The organism is Paenibacillus albicereus, from assembly GCF_012676905.1.
Lineage (GTDB): Bacteria > Bacillota > Bacilli > Paenibacillales > Paenibacillaceae > Paenibacillus_O > Paenibacillus_O albicereus.
In genome coordinates this window covers 2,056,718-2,075,404 of the sequence record NZ_CP051428.1, presented here as the reverse complement: position 1 = coordinate 2,075,404, position 18,687 = coordinate 2,056,718, and the positions used below count along the sequence as shown (strand labels likewise).

Genomic DNA, 18,687 nt, shown 5'->3' with positions numbered 1-18,687 from the left:
TTTCTCTCCTTTACGCGACGATTTGTTTCAACTGCTCCATCGTGATCCGATCCACGAATTTGCTGAACTTCTCTTTTCCTTTTGCTTGTTGCTTATAAAAATCAATAAGCGTGGATACAACAGGAACAAGTCGTTCCTCTGTTATGCCGGAGACAAGCAACCGCCCCGTCGCAGCTTTGATGCCTTTAGGTTCTCCTCCAACGTAAATATCGAACGTATCCCGCATTTTGACGACAGCGATATCTTTCAGCAGCGGTTCACTTGTGCCCAGCGCACAGCCTGCGTAGCCAATCTTCAGCGGCGTGGGCGTCGCGATGCCAGCGATCGCCCGATTCAAGATGCGAGCCGTCTCCAGACCGGCTTCTTCCGCACCTTTGCAGAAGTTGCAGGCGATCAGGCTCTTGGTCGCAAATCCGGCCGGATATACTTCCAGACCGGCACGCTCCAGTTCTTCCTGGATGGCTTCTCGCTCATCAAGAGGCACTTCCACGTAAAGCTGCTTGAACGAGGTCATTTCAATTTTGGCGTCTGAACCGACAACCGTACCGATCTTGGCAAGTTGATCCGGCGTAAATAGGCTTCCCCCGACTTGAATCGCAGGCGATACCGCCAGTTTCGTCTTATCTCCCATGATCATTCTCCTCTTCGATCCGTTATCTCACATTGACGACGAAGGGGACGGTGAACACCTCGCCATTGTGCTGAAATTGTCCCCAAATTTTGAACGTGCCGCTTTGCGGAAAAGAAGTCGCGAATTTCGCATCCGGCCCGGTCGCTTTCTCGTCGATCGGATGAACATGAAGATACTGATTCGCATCTTCCGAAAGAATTACGACATGGCCAACCGCACCCAAATAAGGCTGCAGATTATTGATCCCCTTCTTCGTCTTCGCGTCGCGAATGTTGAAGGTCAATGTCACGTCTTCTTTCGGTTTGGCGGCACTCATAGAGAGCTCAATTTCCTTGCCATCGACTTCTTTCACAAGATTTGCGTCAGCTGCAATCGCGGCATGCTTGCCTTCTTTGCCTTCCACCTTCACCCACTCGCTGAGCGTTGTATTGGCCCCGCCAGTCGGAATAAAATCCGCAAACACTTTGTACTCACCGCCAGCCGGGAACGACGTATTCACCGTAAATGTGCCGTCACCCTTAAACTCGGGGTGAATGTGGTTAAAGAACGATAAATCGTGATTGACGATAATGAGATGAAGCAATTTCTCGTGATTGACATCATATTTATTGACCGGTTTCCCGTCCTTATCCTTCACTTGAATGGTCAATTCCGTTTCTTCATTTGCTTTTGCGGCGCCTGCGGGGAAGGCAAATGATGCTTGAAGATTCTCCGCAGCAGGCTTCGCATCTGCGCCATGGCCGCCGTGGCCGCCTCCATGATCCATCTCTCCCGCCTCCTTTTTCTCGTTTCCTGCAGGCTTCTCGGCGTTCTCTTGCCCGCTGATGGCTCCATGACCGGCATGATTATTTCCGCCTGCGGGTTTCTTATCCCCTGCTTTGCCGCATGCGGCCAATATGCTTAACACAAGTACCGCCGCAGCGACGAGGATGATTTTCTTCTTCATGGTTTATATCAACTCCACTTCATTACAAGTTCGATGCAGAGCGTACTTTGACACGCTGCAGACGCAAGGCGTTAAGGACGACGGACACGGAACTGAGCGCCATCGCCGCGCCCGCAACCCAAGGGGCCAGCAGTCCAATCGCGGCAATCGGAATGCCGAGGGTGTTGTAGCCGAGCGCCCAGAAGAGGTTTTGGCGGATGTTACTCATCGTCTTGCGGCTCATGTAGATCGCATCCGGAATGCTCGTCAGATCGCCGCGCATCAAGGTGACGTCGGCGGCCTCCATGGCCACGTCCGTACCGGTACCGATCGCCATGCCGATATCTGCCATCGCCAGCGCGGGGGCGTCATTGATGCCGTCGCCGACCATCGCCACTTTCTTACCCTGCGCTTGCAGCTTCTTCACTTCTTCCGCTTTGCCTTCTGGAAGCACTTCGGCGCGAACATGATCGATGCCGACTTGCCCCGCAATCGCCCGTGCGGTGCGTTCGTTGTCTCCCGTGATCATGATCACCTCTATGCCCATTTCTTTCAGCCGCGTTACAGCCTCTTTCGATGTTTCTTTAATCGTATCGGCCACCGCGACGAGACCCGCATACGCTCCGTCAACCGCGATCAACATCGCCGTTTTTCCATCTTCTTCAAGCTGCGTCATCCGATCAAGCGCCTGTTCAACCGAAACGTCATATTTCGCCATCAGCTTGCGCGTACCGGCCAGAACCTCTTTGCCTTCAACGACGGCACGAATACCAAACCCTGGAATCGCCTCAAACTGTTCCGTTGCCGGAAGCTCGATGCCTTTAGCCCGGATTCCGGCAACGATCGCTTCCGCAAGCGGATGCTCGGAATCCTTCTCGGCAGCGCCAACTAAGCGGAGAAAAGCATGTTCGTCTATATTTGCGGCGGCAACATCCGTAAGTTCCGGTTTCCCCTTCGTTACGGTGCCGGTTTTGTCGAGAATGATCGCATCGATTTTGTGCGTGGATTCCAGATGCTCGCCGCCTTTGAACAGCACGCCAAGCTCCGCGGCGCGGCCGGAGCCCGCCATAATCGATGTCGGTGTAGCGAGCCCCAGTGCGCAAGGGCAGGCGATGACCAGGATCGCAATCCCTTTCTCCAGCGCATTTGCGAAATCGCCGGGTGTCACCCAGAAGTACCAAACCAGAAATGCGGCAACCGCAATCCCTACGACGATCGGCACGAAGATTCCGGAAATGACATCCGCTACCCGTTGAATCGGCGCTTTCGAGCCTTGCGCTTCTTCCACGACCTTAATGATTTGGGCAAGCGCGGTTTCCTTGCCGACTTTGGTCGCTTTCAATCTCAATCTGCCGTTTTTGTTGACGGTAGCACCGATCACGCTGTCTCCGGCTTTTTTCTCGACCGGGATACTTTCGCCGGTCAGCATCGATTCATCGACCGACGAACTTCCTTCCAGCACTTCCCCATCCACCGGGATCTTCTCCCCCGGTTTCACCACCACGATATTGCCGACGAGTACGTCTTCGACCGGAATCGTCATTTCCTGCCCGTCCCGAACAACGAGAGCCGTTTTCGCCTGAAGGCCCATCAACGTCTTGATCGCTTCAGATGTACGGCCTTTAGCCAGCGACTCGAACAGCTTCCCGAGAATAACGAGAGTGATGAGGACCGCGCTCGTTTCGTAGTACATCGATGGACCGTGATGCGCCATGCTGCCCATTGAGGCCCATTCAATTGTTAAGTATAAGCTGTAAAAGTATGCAGCTGACGTTCCGAGCGAGACGAGTACGTCCATATTGGCGCTCTTATTCCGGAGCGCTTTGAACGCGCCCACATAGAACTGTTTGCCAATGTAAAATTGAACTGGTGTAGCCAACGCCAATTGAAACCACGGATTCATGAAGAGCTCCGGCATCCAGATCCAGGATAAGAACGAAAAGTGGCTGACCATGGACCAGAGCAGCGGCAGCGAAAGAACGGCGGAGATGAGCAGTTTGCGCTTTTGTTGTGAAATGGCTTTCTCGCGATGCTCCGAAGGATTGGCTTCGTCTTGCTTCGGTATCGCTTTATAGCCCAGCTTTTCCACGCGTTGCTGCATATCGGAGATAGATACATCGGCCGCGTTGTACTCGACCCGAGCGGTTTCCATCGCGAAGTTAACGGAAGCGTTCGTGACGCCGGGCAATTTTCCAAGGCCTTTCTCAATCTTATTCGCGCAAGCCGCGCAGGTCATGCCTTCCAGTTTGAAATCAACGACTTCTTTTGCCGTACCGTAGCCGAGTTTTTGAATGCTTTGTTCCATTTGCGCGACATTTACTTTTTTCGGATCGTACGTAACCGTCGCCCGTTCCAGGGCAAAGTTCACGTTCGCTTCCGTCACGCCTTCGAGATTATTGAGTCCCTTCTCAATCCGGTTTGCGCAAGCGGCGCATGTCATACCGGTTAATTGCAGGGACGTTTGCTCCGTTTCCAGCCTGACTGCTTCCATCACGAACACCTCGTTTCTTTTCCGATTCGTTACACTACGTCGTATCCTTGTTCTTCAATAGCTTCCTTAATGGCAGTTATCGTCAGTTGGCTTTCATCGTACGCTACAGCTACCGTTCCTCCCGAGAGATCGACTTTGCCGCTTGCCCCAATTGTTTTCAAAGCCCCTTCAATCGAATTGACACAGTGTCCGCAAGACATACCTTCAACTTTCAACGTTACATTTTTCATGGATTCATTCTCCTCGTATAGTATGTTTTGAAAGCTTTTGAAGGCTAGCTTCCAGCCCCCGAGGGAGCTGGAAAACGCCTTCCAAATTCCCAGTGCTTCGTTCTTTGAAAATTGAAATGGGACTGGACTTTCCGGCATGCCTCTGGACAATGGAACGTAGGGTCCATTCGGGGAAATTCTTTTGTCTCCTGTAGCATCGTCTACATCCAAAGTCTGTTTCTCCGGTACGCGTCTGAGCTTCTGACCCGCTGGCCGTTCCCTTCGACACCCCATGCCCGGCTTAGCAAACCGGGGCAGCTCATGGACCGAAGCGTGTTCTTATAGGCGAGGGTGATTGATCTGCGTGTGCGCCGGAGGCATCCCGGAGCGTCCATTCCCTGAATCCCCTATAGAGAGGAGGAATTCTATTTTGAAGCTGTTTGTCGGTATTGACGTCAGTTCGCAAGAACTGGAAGCGTGTTTCATGAATTCGGATGGCGACAAGCTCGAGACGCTCACCGTAAAAAACAATCTCGAAGGCGCATCCTATCTGCGTGATCGTATTGTTGCTGCAGCGGACAAGCACGTGTCATCCGAGATCCATATTGGTCTGGAAGCGACATCGGTCTATAGCTGGCATCCGGCGATGTACATGCATCAGGATGCCGCGCTGCAGAAGCGCAAAGCCAAAGTCTTCACCATCAATCCGAAGCTGGTCAGCAAGTTCAGGGAAGCTTACTCGGATCTGGATAAGACCGACCGCCTCGATGCCTGGGTCATCGCGGACCGCCTTCGTTTCGGCAGGCTGACGACCACCGTCGTCATGCAGGAGCAGTACGTTGCGCTCCAGCGCCTGACGCGCATGCGGTTTCACCTGATCCACAACCTGACCCGCGAGAAGCAATATTTCTTGCAAAACCTGTTCTACAAATGCAACGCCTTTACCACCGAAGTGGAGAGCTCCGTATTCGGTCATGCGCTCATGGAGATGCTCTCCGAGAAGTATAGTCTCGATGACATCGCGACCATGGAGGTCGCTGATCTAGCTGACTATCTGCGGGACAAGGGGCGCAATCGCTTCCCTGACCCCGAGAATGTCGCGCGCTGCATTCAGAAAGCCGCTCGCGCCTCGTACCGCCTTGGGAAAGTCGTCGAGGATTCCATCGACCTGGTGCTCGGCACGTCCATTCAAGCGATTCGCAGCATCCAGTCCCAGCTGAAGGACCTAGACAAGGCCATTGAGCGGATTCTGGACGGCATCCCTGGCGCCAAATGCTTGCGTTCGATCCCGGGCATCGATCGGGTGTACGCCGCCGGCATTCTCGCGGAAATTGGCGACATCGACCGCTTCGGCGATCAGGCCGCTGTAGCCAAATACGCAGGCCTGACCTGGCGCAGGCACCAATCTGGACCGTTTGAAGCCGAGGATACGAAACGCATCAAATCCGGCAACCGATTCCTTCGCTATTACCTGGTTGAAGCTGCCAACTCGGTGAAGAACCGCGATGAAGAATTCGGCGCGTACTACCGGAAGAAATACAAGGAAGTACCCAAGCACCAACACAAACGCGCCCTCGTCTTAACGGCAAGAAAGCTTGTGCGTCTGGTCGATGTGCTGCTACGCAACGGCCAACTCTATACGCCGCGAAGGAAGGTGACGCCCGCGAAGGATTAACGCCTCCTTTGCTAAAGTCCATGCAATTTCCCAGTTAAAATCTGGAATTATGCTTGATTTTCGACTGGGTTTGATTGGATGTGCCTATTTTTCGTGACTGATACGCTTTACAGCCAAGAAAATTTCCAGATCTAACGGATCAGGGGCTTGACATCATACCGCTGGACTTTGACTGTTTATTGGTTTTTATTTCATCAGCTTTTGAATGGTCTGCAGCAGCTCATCTACGACTTCGGCATCGCCTTGTTGGATGCGCTCCACCACACACTCTTTAAGGTGTCCTGTTAAAAGAACTTTTCGCACGCCGTTTAGTGCAGCTTGGATGGCGGCGATCTGATTTAACACCTGATCGCAATAAGTGTCTTTATCAATGAGGCCTTTCACACCGCGAATTTGCCCTTCAATACGATTTAGGCGAACGGTCAGGTCCGACTTTACGGCAAGTGAATGGTGACTTCTTCGGCCATCTTCGGACGAACAGCATGCTTCTTCAGCCTTCACTTCCATAACGTCCATCGTCAGCACCTCCTTGATTTATAGTATACCCCCCTATACTATATGTGTCAACACTTATTTTACATTACCCCCCAACCCTATTTTTGAATCCAAACAAAAGGGATTCTCACGAATCCCAGGCCATTCCTTATTTCATAAGCTTATTAATGGTGACTAGGAGCTCGTCGATCACTTCGTTCTCTCCATCTTGAATACGTTCGATCACACAACTCTTCATATGGTGCTCCAAAAGAAGTTTTCCTACACCGTTCAATGCGGACTGGACCGATGAAATTTGATTTAGCACATCGTCGCAGTAAGTATCCTTCTCAATCAAACCTTTAAGCCCCCGAACCTGACCTTCGATTCTGTTGAGGCGGCTTATCAAATTGTTTTTCGTCTTTTCAGAATGGTGACTTTGCCGTCCGTTCGTGCAGCATGAATCGTGGGTAGGCGTCTGGGCATCATCTTGCGTAAGTTGCTCCATCCAAATCACTCCTTTCTCTCACTATTGTACCATAGTCCCCCTACCCTATACAAAGAAAACAAAAAACGACCCAGCCGAAGCTGAATCGTCATCGTCAAATTCTTATTGCTTCGGTTTCCGTAAGAAAAGTAGCGCAATGAACGCGCCTGCGACTGCGGCTATTGCCGCGCCGATAAACGCCGCATGGAAGCCGGTATTCAGTGCGGCAATTTGCTCTGCCCCTTGCTCAAGCTGCCCGCCTGTCCAGGAGGCTGCCACCGCAGACATGATGGCAAGACCAATCGCAGAACCGATCTGATAGCTTGTATTGGCGATCCCTGATGCGAGGCCCGTTTCTTCTGGCTTCGCCCCTGACATCGAAGCAATAGTGCCGGGGATGAAGGCAAGCGCCATTCCCAGTGCGCCCAGCAAAGATGCCGGAAGCACATTGGCCACAAAGTTCCCGTTGATCGGCGTATAGCCAGCTAACAGGAACAGAGAGCCTGCCAGAACAAGAAGCCCGATAACCAGAATGCTTTTAAAACCAAATCGTCCGACTAAACGCCCCGTTAATCCGATCATGACAACCATGACTAGAACCGTCATCGGGACAAGAGCTACGCCGCCAGCAAATGCTGAGAACCGCAATACTTGCTGCAAATACAAATTCAAGAAAAACCATAACGGAATCCACGCACCCGCCAGCAGGCCAAAAGCAATGTTGCCGACAAGTAAGTTCGGCGCGGCAAATATGCCAAGCGGTATAAGGGGCTCTCTCTTTACTTTTTGAATCACAAAGAATACGAATAACAGCAATGCGGCAATAAGAAGCAAGGTAATCGTCTGAACGGATCCCCAGCCAACTTGCTCCGCCGTAACAATAGCATAAACAGCGAGCACAAGCGCCGCTGTGATCGCCAGCGCGCCGATAACATCAACGCTCCCCTTCTGACGAACTCCGGCTGGAAGAACCCTCATGCTATAAATCAATGCGAATATCCCTACCGGGATATTGATGAGGAATGTCCAGTTCCAGCTGAGCCACTCGGTAATGACACCGCCAAGAAACACTCCCGCCGTACCACCAGCTGCCGCTGAGGCTCCCCAAAAACCGAGCGCCTTATTCAGTTCTTTCGGGTTATGACTGAATAAAATCATCACAATCGTCAGCGCGGCTGGCAAAATGAACGCCGATCCTAGCCCCTGCAGGGCTCTACCGGTATTCATCGCTGCCTCCGACCAGGCAAGACCGGCCAGCAAAGACGCCATGGAAAGAATGAGAAAGCCCAGCATAAACATTCTTCGCTGGCCAAACAGATCAGATAGGCGTCCGCCAAGGAGCATAAGGCCCCCCAGGAATATAACATATGCGTTGAATATCCACTGCAGGTTATCTTGAGAATAGCCGAGCGCTTCCTTTATAGCCGGAAGCGCCACCCCGATAATGGATGTATCCATAATCACCATGAATTGTGCGAGACAAAGCAAAAATAAGGCTCTCCATCTTCGTGCATCCGGCGCTGCAATTACATTTGCTTGCGTTGACATTTTGATTTCCTCCTTGCTGAAATTTTGAATTGGTTTGGTCAGTGCACTGACCACCTTCGATAAAATAGTATAGCCCCCTACCCTATTTGTCAAGAAGATTTTGTAAGCGATTTTTGTTCACGCAAATTGAAAAAAGACAGCCCCTAACGTAGGAGTTGCCTCTTCGCAATTATATATCTTCGCCGGCCTTCAAAATTCCGAACACTATGTTTTTAAGACTGACTACTCCTTCACGCGCCCGGGAAAACGTTATCTTCCTAATTCCGAACATTAATTATCAAATTACTGCAACACCTTGTAGCCTTCTGCCACCTTCCTTGCAAAAGAAAGCGTCTCTTCAACAGAAGTATAATGCGCATAAACTAGATTTGGATTGTTCATTAACCAGTGATTATGCAAGGTGGATAACATGATTCCGTTTTTTTGCAAATTCCAGGTAAACGGATAAACTTCATCCTGAAGAAGTGCCGTTTCCCCCAAGTTTAAGGTCCTTCCTTGTAAATCCATTGATTCAAAGGACCACATGGAATGAGGAGCAAGCCTCGCGTATCTTTTTATCAGCTTATGCCTACCTTCACAAATCGGTGTACTGAAGTATAAAGAAATAAACCTGTCTCTGCGAACTCCTTCTCGCTTCTTCAAAAGTTCTACATAGGCTTCGGCTATGATTGATCTATAGGAAGTTCAGATACAGAAAGGAATGAATATGAATGAAGCTTAGCTGGAAGCTCAAAAGTATAATTGCAGTCGGAGCTTTATCTGTTGTATTGGCTGGTTGTTCCGGTTCGATGAGCGGAATGGATCACTCGAAAATGAATATGGAGGGAACAAAGGAGACTGCGAAGACGACAAATACTCAAACAGAAAAGTCCGTTGTATTAACAGGAAAAGAATTTAATTTGACTGCCTCCCAAAGCAATCAGGAAATTGCTCCTGGAAAAACGTTGCCGGTTTGGACATTCAACAATTCCGTTCCTGGTCCACAAATTCGGGTTAAGCAAGGAGATACGATAAAAGTCAATCTGAAAAATCAGTTGCCCGAGCCAGTCACCATTCACTGGCACGGCGTTCCTGTACCCAACGCTATGGACGGCATTCCGGGCGTAACGCAAAATGCCGTTCAACCAGGTCAGTCGTTTACGTACGAGTTTAAAGCAGATGTCCCTGGCACCTATTGGTACCACTCCCATCAGGATAGTGTGAATCAATTGGATCGCGGATTATATGGGGCATTCATCGTTGAACCGAAAGAAGGTACCGACGTTGACCGTGATTATACACTTGTCCTCGATGAATGGATGAGCTCCGGAGAAATGTCCGGCATGAATATGTCCGGAGGCAACATGTCGGAAATGGATCATAGCAAAATGAATATGGGCAGTTCGGATGGCAAAGACAATAAATCCAGCATGAACATGTCTGGCAATTTGTCGGGCATGGATCACAGTACGATGAATATGGGGAACGAAAACAAAGCGTCGACCAATACCGATAATAGTTCCATGAATATGGGACACGATATGAGCATGTACGATCTGTATACCATAAATGGAAAATCCGGTTCGCTGGTAGATCAGCTCCCTGTTAAGGAAGGAGATAAAGTTCGAATCCGTTTGATTAATGCGGGCTTTCTGTCTCATCAAATTCATTTGCACGGACATGAATTCAAAGTTATTGCTACCGACGGACAACCTATAAACAATCCAGGTATCCTGAATGATAATGTCGTAAGTATTGCTCCAGGAGAGCGTTACGATATTGAATTTGTCGCCAGCAATCCGGGCCAATGGTTGATCGAGGACCACGGCGACAAAGCTGCTGTTAAAGGGATGAAAGCCACGATTGCTTATGAAGGAGCTCCCGCCGGTTCCGACAAAGCGAATGAAGCAGAGAAGCTGACGGCTGTCGATATGAGCCGTTACGGCCAAGTGGGCAAAGCCAACTTTAAGTTAGATCAGAAGTATAATTTGGAATACACGATGAATTTGAACACCGAAATGAAAAACGGCGAAATGGTCTACACCATAAACAGAAAAACGTTTCCGGAAACCGAACCGATAAACGTCAAAAAAGGAGATACCGTCAAGGTTCGCCTTGTCAATAACTCGAAAACTGACGACCATCCGATGCACTTGCACGGTCACTTCTTTCAAGTGCTAAGCAAGAACGGGAAACCGCTTGAAGGATCTCCAATCATAAAGGATACGTTGAATTTGAAGCCGGGCGAAGAATACGTTGTCGCATTCGAAGCAAATAATGAAGGGAACTGGATGTTCCATTGTCATGATCTGCATCATGCTTCTGCCGGCATGGTAACGGAGCTGAAATATACAGACTATAAGACAAATTTTGTTGCAGACCCGAATGCAGGGAATAAACCGGAATAATGACCAGGGGATGGCTTCAAGCCATCCCCTGATTCCCATTCTCTGCATCGTCCTTTGAAGCAACGGGCGATTGCTTGTTCTGTCCATTTGCTCCCTCATACTCCCTCACCCGCCGGTAAAACGTCGGTTTTTTCATACCAATTCTTCGCATAGCCTCGGTTGCCGTGATTTGCCCTGCTCTCCATTCCCGGTATGTCCGGATAAACTTATCGTCAATTTCCTGCCTTGGCCTCCCGAACGTTACGCCATCCGCTCGGGCAACTTCGATCCCTTCCGCCTGCCGCTGCCGATTCTTTTTCCGTTCCTGCTCGGCCACATATGCCAGCAGGCTTAAAAACTGGTCCTCCATGACTTTGCCGAAATCACCCATTTGTTTGAACTTTTTGGAATCGAACAGCGTTTCGTTATCCAGACATACGATGTCTGCGCCGATCTCTCGTGTAATGGCTTTCCATTCGGCAATTATGCCGTCGTAATCTCGGCCCAGCCGATCCAGCGCATCCAGGTAAACCAGGTCGCCCTCTCTAATCATCAGACGCATTGCCTGATAGCGCGGCCGCTCAAAATCCTTGCCGCTCTGCTTGTCAACAAATATGTATCTTTCATCAACGCCCAGCTCCCGGAACTTGACGAGCTGCCGTTCCGGATTTTGGTCTTTTGCCGATACCCGATACATTTTGATACGTATAAACAGAGCAAAAAAATATGTATCAAAAAGCATGCAATTTGAAATGATGAATTGGATAAACTACCCATTAATGTTTTGTAAAGAAGTGACAGAAACTATGGAATGCGAATGCTCGGCAGAACATTGTAAGTTTCCTAACAGCCAAGATTTACTGGTGAAGAGTCCATGAGAGATGTATATTAGTGCTTAAGCGGCTGATCCTGTTTGCGATCAGCCGCCTACTGCTGTTTATCCATTACTCTCCGGGCTTCGTTGTCATTAGGCCATACAGTTTCGTGTGCCGCGGGAACTTGTCGGTAAACGGTACGAGGGAGCTGCCGACCTTCATCAGACCATTCCCGGCGTCAACATTCGTAATGTAAGACAGTTGCAGATCCGAAATGTTGAGCAACTCGGCAAGCTCCATCCGGTCGGTGCTTGCCTGATTCAGCATGACGATGAATTCACTGTTTGCGAGCATGGTGCGGGCTGTATGGCTTTGCAGCAGATCGTCCACATTTTGCGTAATCCCTGTGCAAAAAGCGCCATACTTTCGGACACGCTTCCAGAGCGTGAAAAGAAAGTTGGCGCTATATTCGTGCTGGAACAGAAGGTAGATTTCATCAATAAAGATAAACGTATTCTTGCCTCTGGCGCGATTTTGCGTAATCCGATTCAAGATGTTGTCGAGTACGACCAGCATGCCGATGGGAAGAAGCTGCTTGCCCAAGTCGAGAATATCGTAGCAAATCAGCCGATTGTGGACGTTGACGTTGGTCGATTGGGCGAACGTATTCAGACTACCGGAAGTAAATAATTCAATGGCCAGCGCGATGTCCTGCGCCTCCGGTTCTGCTTGCTTGAGCAGCTCCGCGCGAAAATCCTGCAATGTCGGCGGCTGTCCCTTATAGTTGCTCCGCAAATACTTGCGGTACACAGCGGCGGTACAGCGATCGATGAGCGACTTCTCCTTGGCTCCAAGTTGATGTCCTCCGATCAACTGCTCGCACAACGACTGGACGAATTCCGATTTAAGAATGATCGGATTGGCTCCGTCGCCATAATCCCGGTTCATATCCATTGCATTGATATGGTTCGACGAAGTAGCAGATATATGAATCGTCTCGCCACCCAGCGCATTTACCAGAGCGGAATACTCCCGCTCCGGGTCAATCAGAATAATGTCGTCATCGCTCGCCAATATCTGGTTGACGATTTCCCGTTTCGCGGCGAAGCTTTTACCGGAACCGGATACGCCAAGGATAAAACTGTTTCCATTAAGCAGTTGCTTTCGATTGGCGACGATCATATTTTTGCTGATGACGTTTTGGCCGTAATAAATGCCGTCTGGATGCATGATCTCCTGCGCTCGAAACGGGATAAAGACAGCCGTACTTTCAGTCGTGAGCGTCCGCAAAGCATGAACCTTTCGCAGCCCATACGGCAGCACCGTGTTCAAACCGTCCATTTGCTGATAGGAGAGCGTGGAAAACTGGCACAAATGCTTGCGGGCCGTAGTGAGCAATGTCTCCGTATCGCTATCGAGTTGTTCTTTGCTGTCCGCGACATGCACCATCGTAAGTAGTCCAAACATCATCCGCTGGTCGCGTGTGGTCAGGTCGCTAAGAAATTCCTTGCTCTCTTTGCGCTGCTGCTCCATGTCGTAAGGGATGACAGCAGAAAAGTTGTTGTTGCGATTTTGCCGTCGCTGCCAATTCGTAATGTTCGTTTCCACGCCGAGCAGTCGATTCTCCACTTCACGGACAGCTTCGTCGGTCGGAATCGGGATCACATCGAGCGACAGCAGCAAGTTGCGGTTCAAGTCGCACAGTTCGGCTACCATGCTGTCCTTGATGTAGCTGGCGTAATCACGCAGAAAGATGACCCGACCGTAGTATTCGCCCATCCGAAAATGATCTTTGGCAAACTCGAAGGTGTCCGGGCAAATGTAATCTTTGAAATCGTGTCCCTTGCGCATCATCTCCTGCATGTCGAAGCGAAAATCGGCTTCCTCGCCAATCCGGAAGAAGTCATGCAGAATGCGCAGGCGGTCAGTCGCATCAAGCTCGGTACATTTCGAGCCGAGACGAGAGAAATGCGCCGTCAACTCCGTGCCGACCCGCGCGAAGTAATGGCGAGCTTCATCCACGTTCTTTTTAACCACGGAGATGGTGATGTATTTCTCTTGAATCGTCCCATTGGTGTTGCCATCCGTCGCTTTGCCAAGCAACATGTCGTTGTACTCCTGCCGATACACATCCAGCCCGTCGTGCTGGAGCGGAATAAGAATGGAACGTTCCACATCTGCCTGATTCAGCCGCCGATTGTGAATCGTAATCTTCGTCGTCGCGCCGCTGTCAAAAGAATTAAGCAATTCGGAGTAGGAAAGGAACATCGTCTCCTTGTCCTCTCTCGATGCGACAGCGTAGTTGATGTCCGCGAAACGGAACGACTTCGAGAATTTGTTGCCGACAGCAAAAATCCCGTCCGGCCAGATGGCGCGGATCGGGATCGCTTGTTGTACGCTTTTGGGAATAACAGACCGTTCCTTGTCCTGCTTCATGGTGCGCCTGAGCGTCTTAATCATTGCGCTTCATCCTTTCTTGCTCACACTTGTGCAGGCTTCCTTTCAGCGCTTCGTAGTATATGTTGGTCGAGCGGAAGACAAGCCGTCTTGGCATCAGAAACTCCGACTTCACATACGCCCACAATAGTTGCTCCGCCGTCATACCGTGATAGCAGATAAATCCGAGCGCGGCGCAGGGAGCTGCCCCCAATATGCACATCCAACTGAGCGTTTCCAGTCCGAAATGACTGCGCAGCCCGAAATACAGTCCAATTGCCGCTGCGACCGCCAGAACAGAAAAAAAGAACTGCCGCAAGGACAGTCCGAAGAACAAGCTTTCCGTATAATCCCGGATTTCCCGGTTGATTTTCACTTCCACTTTTATCCCTCCCGGATGAGCAGTCTACGCCTCAGGCTCGTTGCTTTCAGGTTTGAACAGTGTGTCGTCATCAAATGGCACAGGATTGCTCAATAGTTCCACAGCAAGCTGAAAGCCATCCTTCATCCCTTGCAAATATAACCACTCATTGATAATCGATTGTTTAAAATGATGTCTGTCCTCCCAAGCTTCAAATTCAGGCATACGACCAATATCCATACCAACAAACAAGACTTGAAAAGCCTTCTTTTCTTCAGCACGAACACGCTTGAGATCAGGATGATGCTCGAATCGTGCAGAAACGTAGTCCAATCGACCTTGAATAGCTGTTCGAAACCACGGTGGAATTTCCATTACCTGCTTCCCCCCACAACTCTTTTACCTTACCCGCTGCTTCTGCTTGGCTTTCATGTGATGATAGCAGGCTACTAGCTGATCGACCTTCTGACTTTGCTCTTGAAATGCTTGATGGCCGGATAAAGAAATGGATTGCTTTATTAACTGTTCACCAAGCGAATTCAGCTTTCGCCGCTCCTCTTCCAGCTCTCTTAACAATTCGTTCATTTATCCATCCTCCCGTTTTTATTGTGAGAGCCGACATTTTTGAATGAAACACGGTGTATGTTAGAAGACTACTTCGATGGTAAGTTTTAATCTCATTTATGTCAATTGTGTACTCCTCCATAATGGGAGTTATAAACTCAACCCCTGTAAAGAGGTGACGCTTGATGATTGGTTACGATAAAAAGAAGGTGGGGCAACGCATTCGGAAGCAACGAGAGGCATTGGAAATTTCTCGTGAACAACTGGCTGAACGAGTTGGACGGGTCCCAAGATTTTGCGCCGATATTGAACGAGGTAAAGCCGGGATGTCCATTGAAACGATGTTCAGTATTTGCAATTTGCTCAAGCTTTCTCCTAATGAATTGCTCCTGGGTCAAGAGGAGAGCGCCACACCTTACGATGAAACGGCATTGATTATGGCTGCGCTCAATCAATGCACAGAGAAGCAGCGCAAGGATGCTCTGGCGCTATTGAAGCTATTTTTGACCGCAATCCGATAACTCCCATCATTCACAAGGTGATTACAGTCCCATCATTTCGCGCACGATACGATCTGCCATCTTCACCGTACCGACAAGAACGAGCATGTTGAAAATGAGTTCCCCGATATACGTCCACACCATCGTAACCGCGCCCGCACTAGAATCGACGGCTGGAGGAGCGGTAGCAAAGGCGGAATAAATGATACACGCCAGTACAATAATCGCGCCTTCCAGACACGCTGCCGCGTATCCTTTCAGGAACGACTTGCCGATATTTTGGCTTGGCTCCCCCGCAAATGCGGACAGCGGAACGGGGGCTATTGCCGTATACAAATAGATACGGAAAAAGCGCCCGTACACCGAAAGGATCATCACAAAGGATAGCACCGTAATGAACAAACTGCCGAGAATGGTGACGATCCACAGCGGAATGCTTTGCCAGAAGCCAACGTCTTCAATCGCTTGCGCTACCGTATCCGGCAAGGCCATAGCCTCTGTCGTTCCAAACCCGGAGCGTCCCATCATCGTTGAGATGATCCCCTGTACAATCGTAAAGAGAGCCATCATCAACTCCAGACCATAGGTTACGACCGCCTTGGCGAGCACAAAGCGGATAAACAGCTTGACGGCCATCTCCGGCCTTTTCACTTCCGCAAAACTGCCGGTCGACTTCACCACGCCAATCACAAAAAACAAGACCAGAAGCGCCAGTCCCGTCGCCTGCAACGCACCGTGAATATCTGTGATGACACGCCAAACGCCCCCACCCTTAAAATCCGCTGGCGATTGCGTAACGAGGCTCCAGATTTCATTCATCTTATCGTTCCAGGTATCCAAGGCATTTTCGAGGTTGTCGATCACCCAACTGTTTTTTGACACATGCTCACCCCTTCCGTAAACGGGGAACAGACGAAACGTCCGCCCCCCTTCATGCAAAGCTTCAGGCTCATCCGGCAATCAGGGTAAGAATTTCCTTCGTAAACGTAATAATGACCCCTCCGGCGAGCGTCAGAAACCCGTTTGCGCGCTGAGAAGGGTCATGGGATTTTAGCGACAATCCAATTTGAACAATGCCGAAACCGAGAATAATCATGCCAATCGCACGGATTAAACCGAAGATAAAAGTAGACAGGTTGTTGACTGTCGTCATCGGATCGCCCTCTGCATAAGCAGTGGAGACGAATACAGTTCCCGTTAAGATCAGCACGATGTACAGGGCCAGCAGCCGTTTCGTTTTCATTTTCAAGTTCATCATTCCCTTCGTAAAAATAGCGACTCTACTTCTTCTTCCGAAAGAAGTTCATAATCCCCGTCTGCATGAAGGAACACGGATTGCCAGTCCAAAGCGTGTTCCGTGCCGCCATGCTGATAGGGAAGACCGTTACCATCCGTCGTGAGCGAGACATGAGGATGCCTGAGCAAATCATATTTGTCGTCCTGGACTGGATGTTCGCCACGGATAAAGAGCAGGCAAAAGCGGTTATCCAGCAACCTCACCTCGTCTGGTGTGAGCAATTCGCGGCCTGATTGCTGGTAGTTGATCGAGTAGCTGCCGTTTCTCCCCTTACTCTGGCCGTAGGTATTGGTATCAATCGTTTCCTTGCCAAGCAGCTCCGAGACGTATTTGTGGGTAGACTGTTCGTTGCCGCCCAAGTACAAAAATTCGTCGCAGTTGCCCACAATCGATTCCCACGCATCCTTGTACAGCGCCTTGAGTTGCGCTAAATTTTGCAAAATGATAGAAACGGAAATTTCCCGGCTGCGCATCGTGGAGAGCAGCTTGTCAAATTCGTCGGGAAGCGCTACATTGGCGAACTCGTCCATGACAAAGTGAACATGAACCGGCAGGCGTCCGCCATGCCGATAGTCCGCCTCGTACATCAAGCATTGAAAAAGCTGCGTGTAGAGCATGCCGACAATGAAGTTGAAGCTGCTGTCGTTATCGGGAATGACGGCAAACATCGCCGTCTTCTTCTCCCCCATAACGGGCAATTCCATTTCGTCGACCATGCTCATCCCCGCAATCGTATGCAAATTGAACTTCTCCAATCGAACGCCGAGGCCAATTAAAATGGACTTGGCCGTCTTGCCCGCCGCCAGCTTGAAAATGTTGTACTGCTTGACGGCAAGGTGTTCCGGATCGCGCATGGCCAGCCGCTCGAATAGTTCATCGAGCGGGCTTTGGTACGTTTCGTCCTCCTCCCGCACCTCCGCAGCCGCGATCATTTCCATGACCATTGGGAAGTTTTGCTCCTCGGGCGGTGCTTCATATAGGAGGTATAGCACGAGCGCTTCCAGCAAGGCGGTCTCGGATCGCTCCCAAAAGGGATCGTTGGTATTGCTGCCCTTCGGTGTCGTATTGCGGATCAGATTGGTGACCAGCTTGAGAACATCCTTGTCGTCTTGCAAATAGGCGAATGGATTGTAGCCATGCGAACGGTGTTGATTGATGAGATCCAGCACCTTGATGTCATAGCCTTCGGACTTGAGTAGATGCCCGGTATCGCGCAAAATTTCGCCCTTGGGATCGAGCACGACAAAGGACGTATGCGCCTGCATAACGTTCGGCTTGGCGTAAAACCGCGTTTTGCCGGACCCGGAACCGCCGACGACAAGAACATTCAGGTTCCGGCGATGCTTGCGGCCATCCAAGCCGATGCGTACCTGCTGCGTCAGAATCTTATTTTGTTCCGGTTGCTTGTCGCGATACTTGGCATTTATCCGTCCGGCCTTGCCCCATCGTGCGCTGCCATGCTCTTCGCGCCGCCGATAGTTGCGCGGGGACGCCAAGTAGATGCCGACCGAAATCCCATAAATCAACGTGAACAGCAACAAGCTTCGCGGCGTATCCTCGACCCATTGAATCTGGAAGGGATTGTTAATCGCCTCGCTGAGATACAGCAGAAGTGCCGGTAATCCCTTTGACAAAGCGGGGGCGGCAAGCAGCGCCGCCCACACGACCGGAATAAAAAAAACCGCAAAGAGTAAAAGATTACTCCTTGCGGTTTCAGCGCGCCGCATGATGACTCCGGCGCTTTATTTTTTGATAGGGAGCGTCAATCGCTTTGAGCAGTAAATCGTCAACAGGATCGGTCGGCCGCTGCTGGCCGATCAAGTCGTTGCGGAGCGCATTCAAGGCGTTGATGACAATGCCATGCTCGTAATGATCCATTCTCAGGATGCGTTCTTCCTCTTTCATCGC

Annotated in this window: 20 protein-coding genes; 3 read left to right on the top strand and 17 right to left on the bottom strand. The window is 50.3% G+C overall.

All coding sequences use genetic code 11. The annotated features are described in order from the left end of the window. Positions 1-10: 10 nt before the first annotated feature. From HGI30_RS09000 to HGI30_RS08985, 4 genes are read right to left on the bottom strand one after another with little or no spacing between them, the layout of a single operon-like run. The gene (locus HGI30_RS09000; RefSeq protein WP_153783394.1) at positions 11-631 is read right to left on the bottom strand and encodes an NAD(P)/FAD-dependent oxidoreductase; all 621 of its coding nucleotides are present in this window, start codon (positions 629-631) and stop codon (positions 11-13) included. Positions 632-653: 22 nt separating this feature from the next. After that, the gene (locus tag HGI30_RS08995) at positions 654-1,577 is read right to left on the bottom strand and encodes a DUF8832 domain-containing protein (RefSeq protein WP_021877399.1); all 924 of its coding nucleotides are present in this window, start codon (positions 1,575-1,577) and stop codon (positions 654-656) included. A gap of 22 nt (positions 1,578-1,599) precedes the next feature. Further along, positions 1,600-4,047 (bottom strand): heavy metal translocating P-type ATPase, encoded by a 2,448-nt coding sequence (locus HGI30_RS08990; protein WP_049867110.1) that lies wholly within the window; start codon positions 4,045-4,047, stop codon positions 1,600-1,602. Between the two features lie 29 nt (positions 4,048-4,076). Beyond that, a complete protein-coding gene (locus tag HGI30_RS08985; protein ID WP_048743986.1) occupies positions 4,077-4,277 on the bottom strand; it encodes a cation transporter in 201 nt (66 codons plus the stop codon). A 409-nt stretch (positions 4,278-4,686) separates the two neighbouring features. On the opposite strand from HGI30_RS08985, the gene HGI30_RS08980 reads away from it, so the two are divergent. Then, positions 4,687-5,931 carry an IS110 family RNA-guided transposase gene (locus HGI30_RS08980; RefSeq protein ID WP_168907279.1) on the top strand — a complete coding sequence of 415 codons (1,245 nt, stop codon included), beginning with the start codon at positions 4,687-4,689 and terminating at the stop codon, positions 5,929-5,931. A gap of 186 nt (positions 5,932-6,117) precedes the next feature. On the opposite strand, the gene HGI30_RS08975 is transcribed toward HGI30_RS08980, so the two are convergent. The 4 genes from HGI30_RS08975 to HGI30_RS23555 form a co-directional block, all read right to left on the bottom strand. Beyond that, positions 6,118-6,447 (bottom strand): metal-sensitive transcriptional regulator, encoded by a 330-nt coding sequence (locus HGI30_RS08975; RefSeq protein WP_048743983.1) that lies wholly within the window; start codon positions 6,445-6,447, stop codon positions 6,118-6,120. Between the two features lie 127 nt (positions 6,448-6,574). Beyond that, the gene (locus HGI30_RS08970; protein WP_048743981.1) at positions 6,575-6,913 is read right to left on the bottom strand and encodes a metal-sensitive transcriptional regulator; all 339 of its coding nucleotides are present in this window, start codon (positions 6,911-6,913) and stop codon (positions 6,575-6,577) included. Between the two features lie 102 nt (positions 6,914-7,015). Next, positions 7,016-8,440, bottom strand: a complete 1,425-nt coding sequence (locus tag HGI30_RS08965) for an MFS transporter (RefSeq protein WP_049867109.1) — start codon at positions 8,438-8,440, stop codon at positions 7,016-7,018. A 282-nt stretch (positions 8,441-8,722) separates the two neighbouring features. After that, a complete protein-coding gene (locus HGI30_RS23555; RefSeq protein WP_228551418.1) occupies positions 8,723-9,082 on the bottom strand; it encodes a DUF1259 domain-containing protein in 360 nt (119 codons plus the stop codon). A gap of 68 nt (positions 9,083-9,150) precedes the next feature. On the opposite strand from HGI30_RS23555, the gene HGI30_RS08955 reads away from it, so the two are divergent. Further along, positions 9,151-10,827: a multicopper oxidase family protein gene (locus HGI30_RS08955; protein ID WP_021877391.1), complete on the top strand. Its 1,677-nt coding sequence runs from the start codon at positions 9,151-9,153 to the stop codon at positions 10,825-10,827. A gap of 16 nt (positions 10,828-10,843) precedes the next feature. On the opposite strand, the gene HGI30_RS08950 is transcribed toward HGI30_RS08955, so the two are convergent. From HGI30_RS08950 to HGI30_RS08930, 5 genes are all read right to left on the bottom strand, one after another. Continuing rightward, positions 10,844-11,548 (bottom strand): recombinase family protein, encoded by a 705-nt coding sequence (locus HGI30_RS08950; RefSeq protein ID WP_407945017.1) that lies wholly within the window; start codon positions 11,546-11,548, stop codon positions 10,844-10,846. A 202-nt stretch (positions 11,549-11,750) separates the two neighbouring features. Further along, positions 11,751-14,081 carry a VirB4-like conjugal transfer ATPase, CD1110 family gene (locus tag HGI30_RS08945; protein WP_021877388.1) on the bottom strand — a complete coding sequence of 777 codons (2,331 nt, stop codon included), beginning with the start codon at positions 14,079-14,081 and terminating at the stop codon, positions 11,751-11,753. Beyond that, complete coding sequence (locus tag HGI30_RS08940) at positions 14,074-14,439, bottom strand: PrgI family protein (protein WP_049867107.1); 366 nt, start codon at positions 14,437-14,439, stop codon at positions 14,074-14,076. The genes HGI30_RS08945 and HGI30_RS08940 overlap by 8 nt, the downstream gene beginning before the upstream one ends. Before the next feature lie 24 nt (positions 14,440-14,463). Further along, complete coding sequence (locus HGI30_RS08935; protein ID WP_021877386.1) at positions 14,464-14,793, bottom strand: hypothetical protein; 330 nt, start codon at positions 14,791-14,793, stop codon at positions 14,464-14,466. 24 nt (positions 14,794-14,817) lie between these two features. After that, a complete protein-coding gene (locus HGI30_RS08930; protein ID WP_021877385.1) occupies positions 14,818-15,003 on the bottom strand; it encodes a hypothetical protein in 186 nt (61 codons plus the stop codon). A gap of 164 nt (positions 15,004-15,167) precedes the next feature. Here HGI30_RS08930 and HGI30_RS08925 point away from each other — a divergent pair, with 164 nt between their 5' ends. Then, a complete protein-coding gene (locus HGI30_RS08925; protein ID WP_036684668.1) occupies positions 15,168-15,503 on the top strand; it encodes a helix-turn-helix domain-containing protein in 336 nt (111 codons plus the stop codon). A gap of 21 nt (positions 15,504-15,524) precedes the next feature. On the opposite strand, the gene HGI30_RS08920 is transcribed toward HGI30_RS08925, so the two are convergent. From HGI30_RS08920 to HGI30_RS08905, 4 genes are all read right to left on the bottom strand, one after another. Next, complete coding sequence (locus HGI30_RS08920) at positions 15,525-16,364, bottom strand: VirB6/TrbL-like conjugal transfer protein, CD1112 family (RefSeq protein ID WP_228551416.1); 840 nt, start codon at positions 16,362-16,364, stop codon at positions 15,525-15,527. Positions 16,365-16,431: 67 nt separating this feature from the next. Further along, entirely contained in the window at positions 16,432-16,725 is a 294-nt protein-coding gene (locus HGI30_RS08915) for a glutamyl-tRNA amidotransferase (RefSeq protein ID WP_256715116.1), read from the bottom strand. Between the two features lie 11 nt (positions 16,726-16,736). Beyond that, complete coding sequence (locus tag HGI30_RS08910) at positions 16,737-18,506, bottom strand: VirD4-like conjugal transfer protein, CD1115 family (RefSeq protein ID WP_048743973.1); 1,770 nt, start codon at positions 18,504-18,506, stop codon at positions 16,737-16,739. Beyond that, on the bottom strand, positions 18,493-18,684 hold the full coding sequence (locus HGI30_RS08905; RefSeq protein ID WP_021877380.1) for a hypothetical protein: 192 nt from the start codon (positions 18,682-18,684) through the stop codon (positions 18,493-18,495). The genes HGI30_RS08910 and HGI30_RS08905 overlap by 14 nt, the downstream gene beginning before the upstream one ends. Between the last annotated feature and the right edge of the window lie 3 nt (positions 18,685-18,687).

Bases quoted from the DNA above. Each gene is read 5' to 3' on its own strand.
- HGI30_RS09000 (WP_153783394.1), bottom strand. From the start codon at position 631: ATGGGAGATAAGACGAAACTGGCGGTATCGCCTGCGATTCAAGTCGGG.
- HGI30_RS08995 (WP_021877399.1), bottom strand. From the start codon at position 1,577: ATGAAGAAGAAAATCATCCTCGTCGCTGCGGCGGTACTTGTGTTAAGC.
- HGI30_RS08990 (WP_049867110.1), bottom strand. From the start codon at position 4,047: ATGGAAGCAGTCAGGCTGGAAACGGAGCAAACGTCCCTGCAATTAACC.
- HGI30_RS08985 (WP_048743986.1), bottom strand. From the start codon at position 4,277: ATGAAAAATGTAACGTTGAAAGTTGAAGGTATGTCTTGCGGACACTGT.
- HGI30_RS08975 (WP_048743983.1), bottom strand. From the start codon at position 6,447: ATGGACGTTATGGAAGTGAAGGCTGAAGAAGCATGCTGTTCGTCCGAA.
- HGI30_RS08970 (WP_048743981.1), bottom strand. From the start codon at position 6,913: ATGGAGCAACTTACGCAAGATGATGCCCAGACGCCTACCCACGATTCA.
- HGI30_RS08965 (WP_049867109.1), bottom strand. From the start codon at position 8,440: ATGTCAACGCAAGCAAATGTAATTGCAGCGCCGGATGCACGAAGATGG.
- HGI30_RS08955 (WP_021877391.1), top strand. From the start codon at position 9,151: ATGAAGCTTAGCTGGAAGCTCAAAAGTATAATTGCAGTCGGAGCTTTA.
- HGI30_RS08950 (WP_407945017.1), bottom strand. From the start codon at position 11,548: ATGCTTTTTGATACATATTTTTTTGCTCTGTTTATACGTATCAAAATG.
- HGI30_RS08945 (WP_021877388.1), bottom strand. From the start codon at position 14,081: ATGATTAAGACGCTCAGGCGCACCATGAAGCAGGACAAGGAACGGTCT.
- HGI30_RS08935 (WP_021877386.1), bottom strand. From the start codon at position 14,793: ATGGAAATTCCACCGTGGTTTCGAACAGCTATTCAAGGTCGATTGGAC.
- HGI30_RS08930 (WP_021877385.1), bottom strand. From the start codon at position 15,003: ATGAACGAATTGTTAAGAGAGCTGGAAGAGGAGCGGCGAAAGCTGAAT.
- HGI30_RS08925 (WP_036684668.1), top strand. From the start codon at position 15,168: ATGATTGGTTACGATAAAAAGAAGGTGGGGCAACGCATTCGGAAGCAA.
- HGI30_RS08915 (WP_256715116.1), bottom strand. From the start codon at position 16,725: ATGAAAACGAAACGGCTGCTGGCCCTGTACATCGTGCTGATCTTAACG.
- HGI30_RS08910 (WP_048743973.1), bottom strand. From the start codon at position 18,506: ATGCGGCGCGCTGAAACCGCAAGGAGTAATCTTTTACTCTTTGCGGTT.
- HGI30_RS08905 (WP_021877380.1), bottom strand. From the start codon at position 18,684: ATGAAAGAGGAAGAACGCATCCTGAGAATGGATCATTACGAGCATGGC.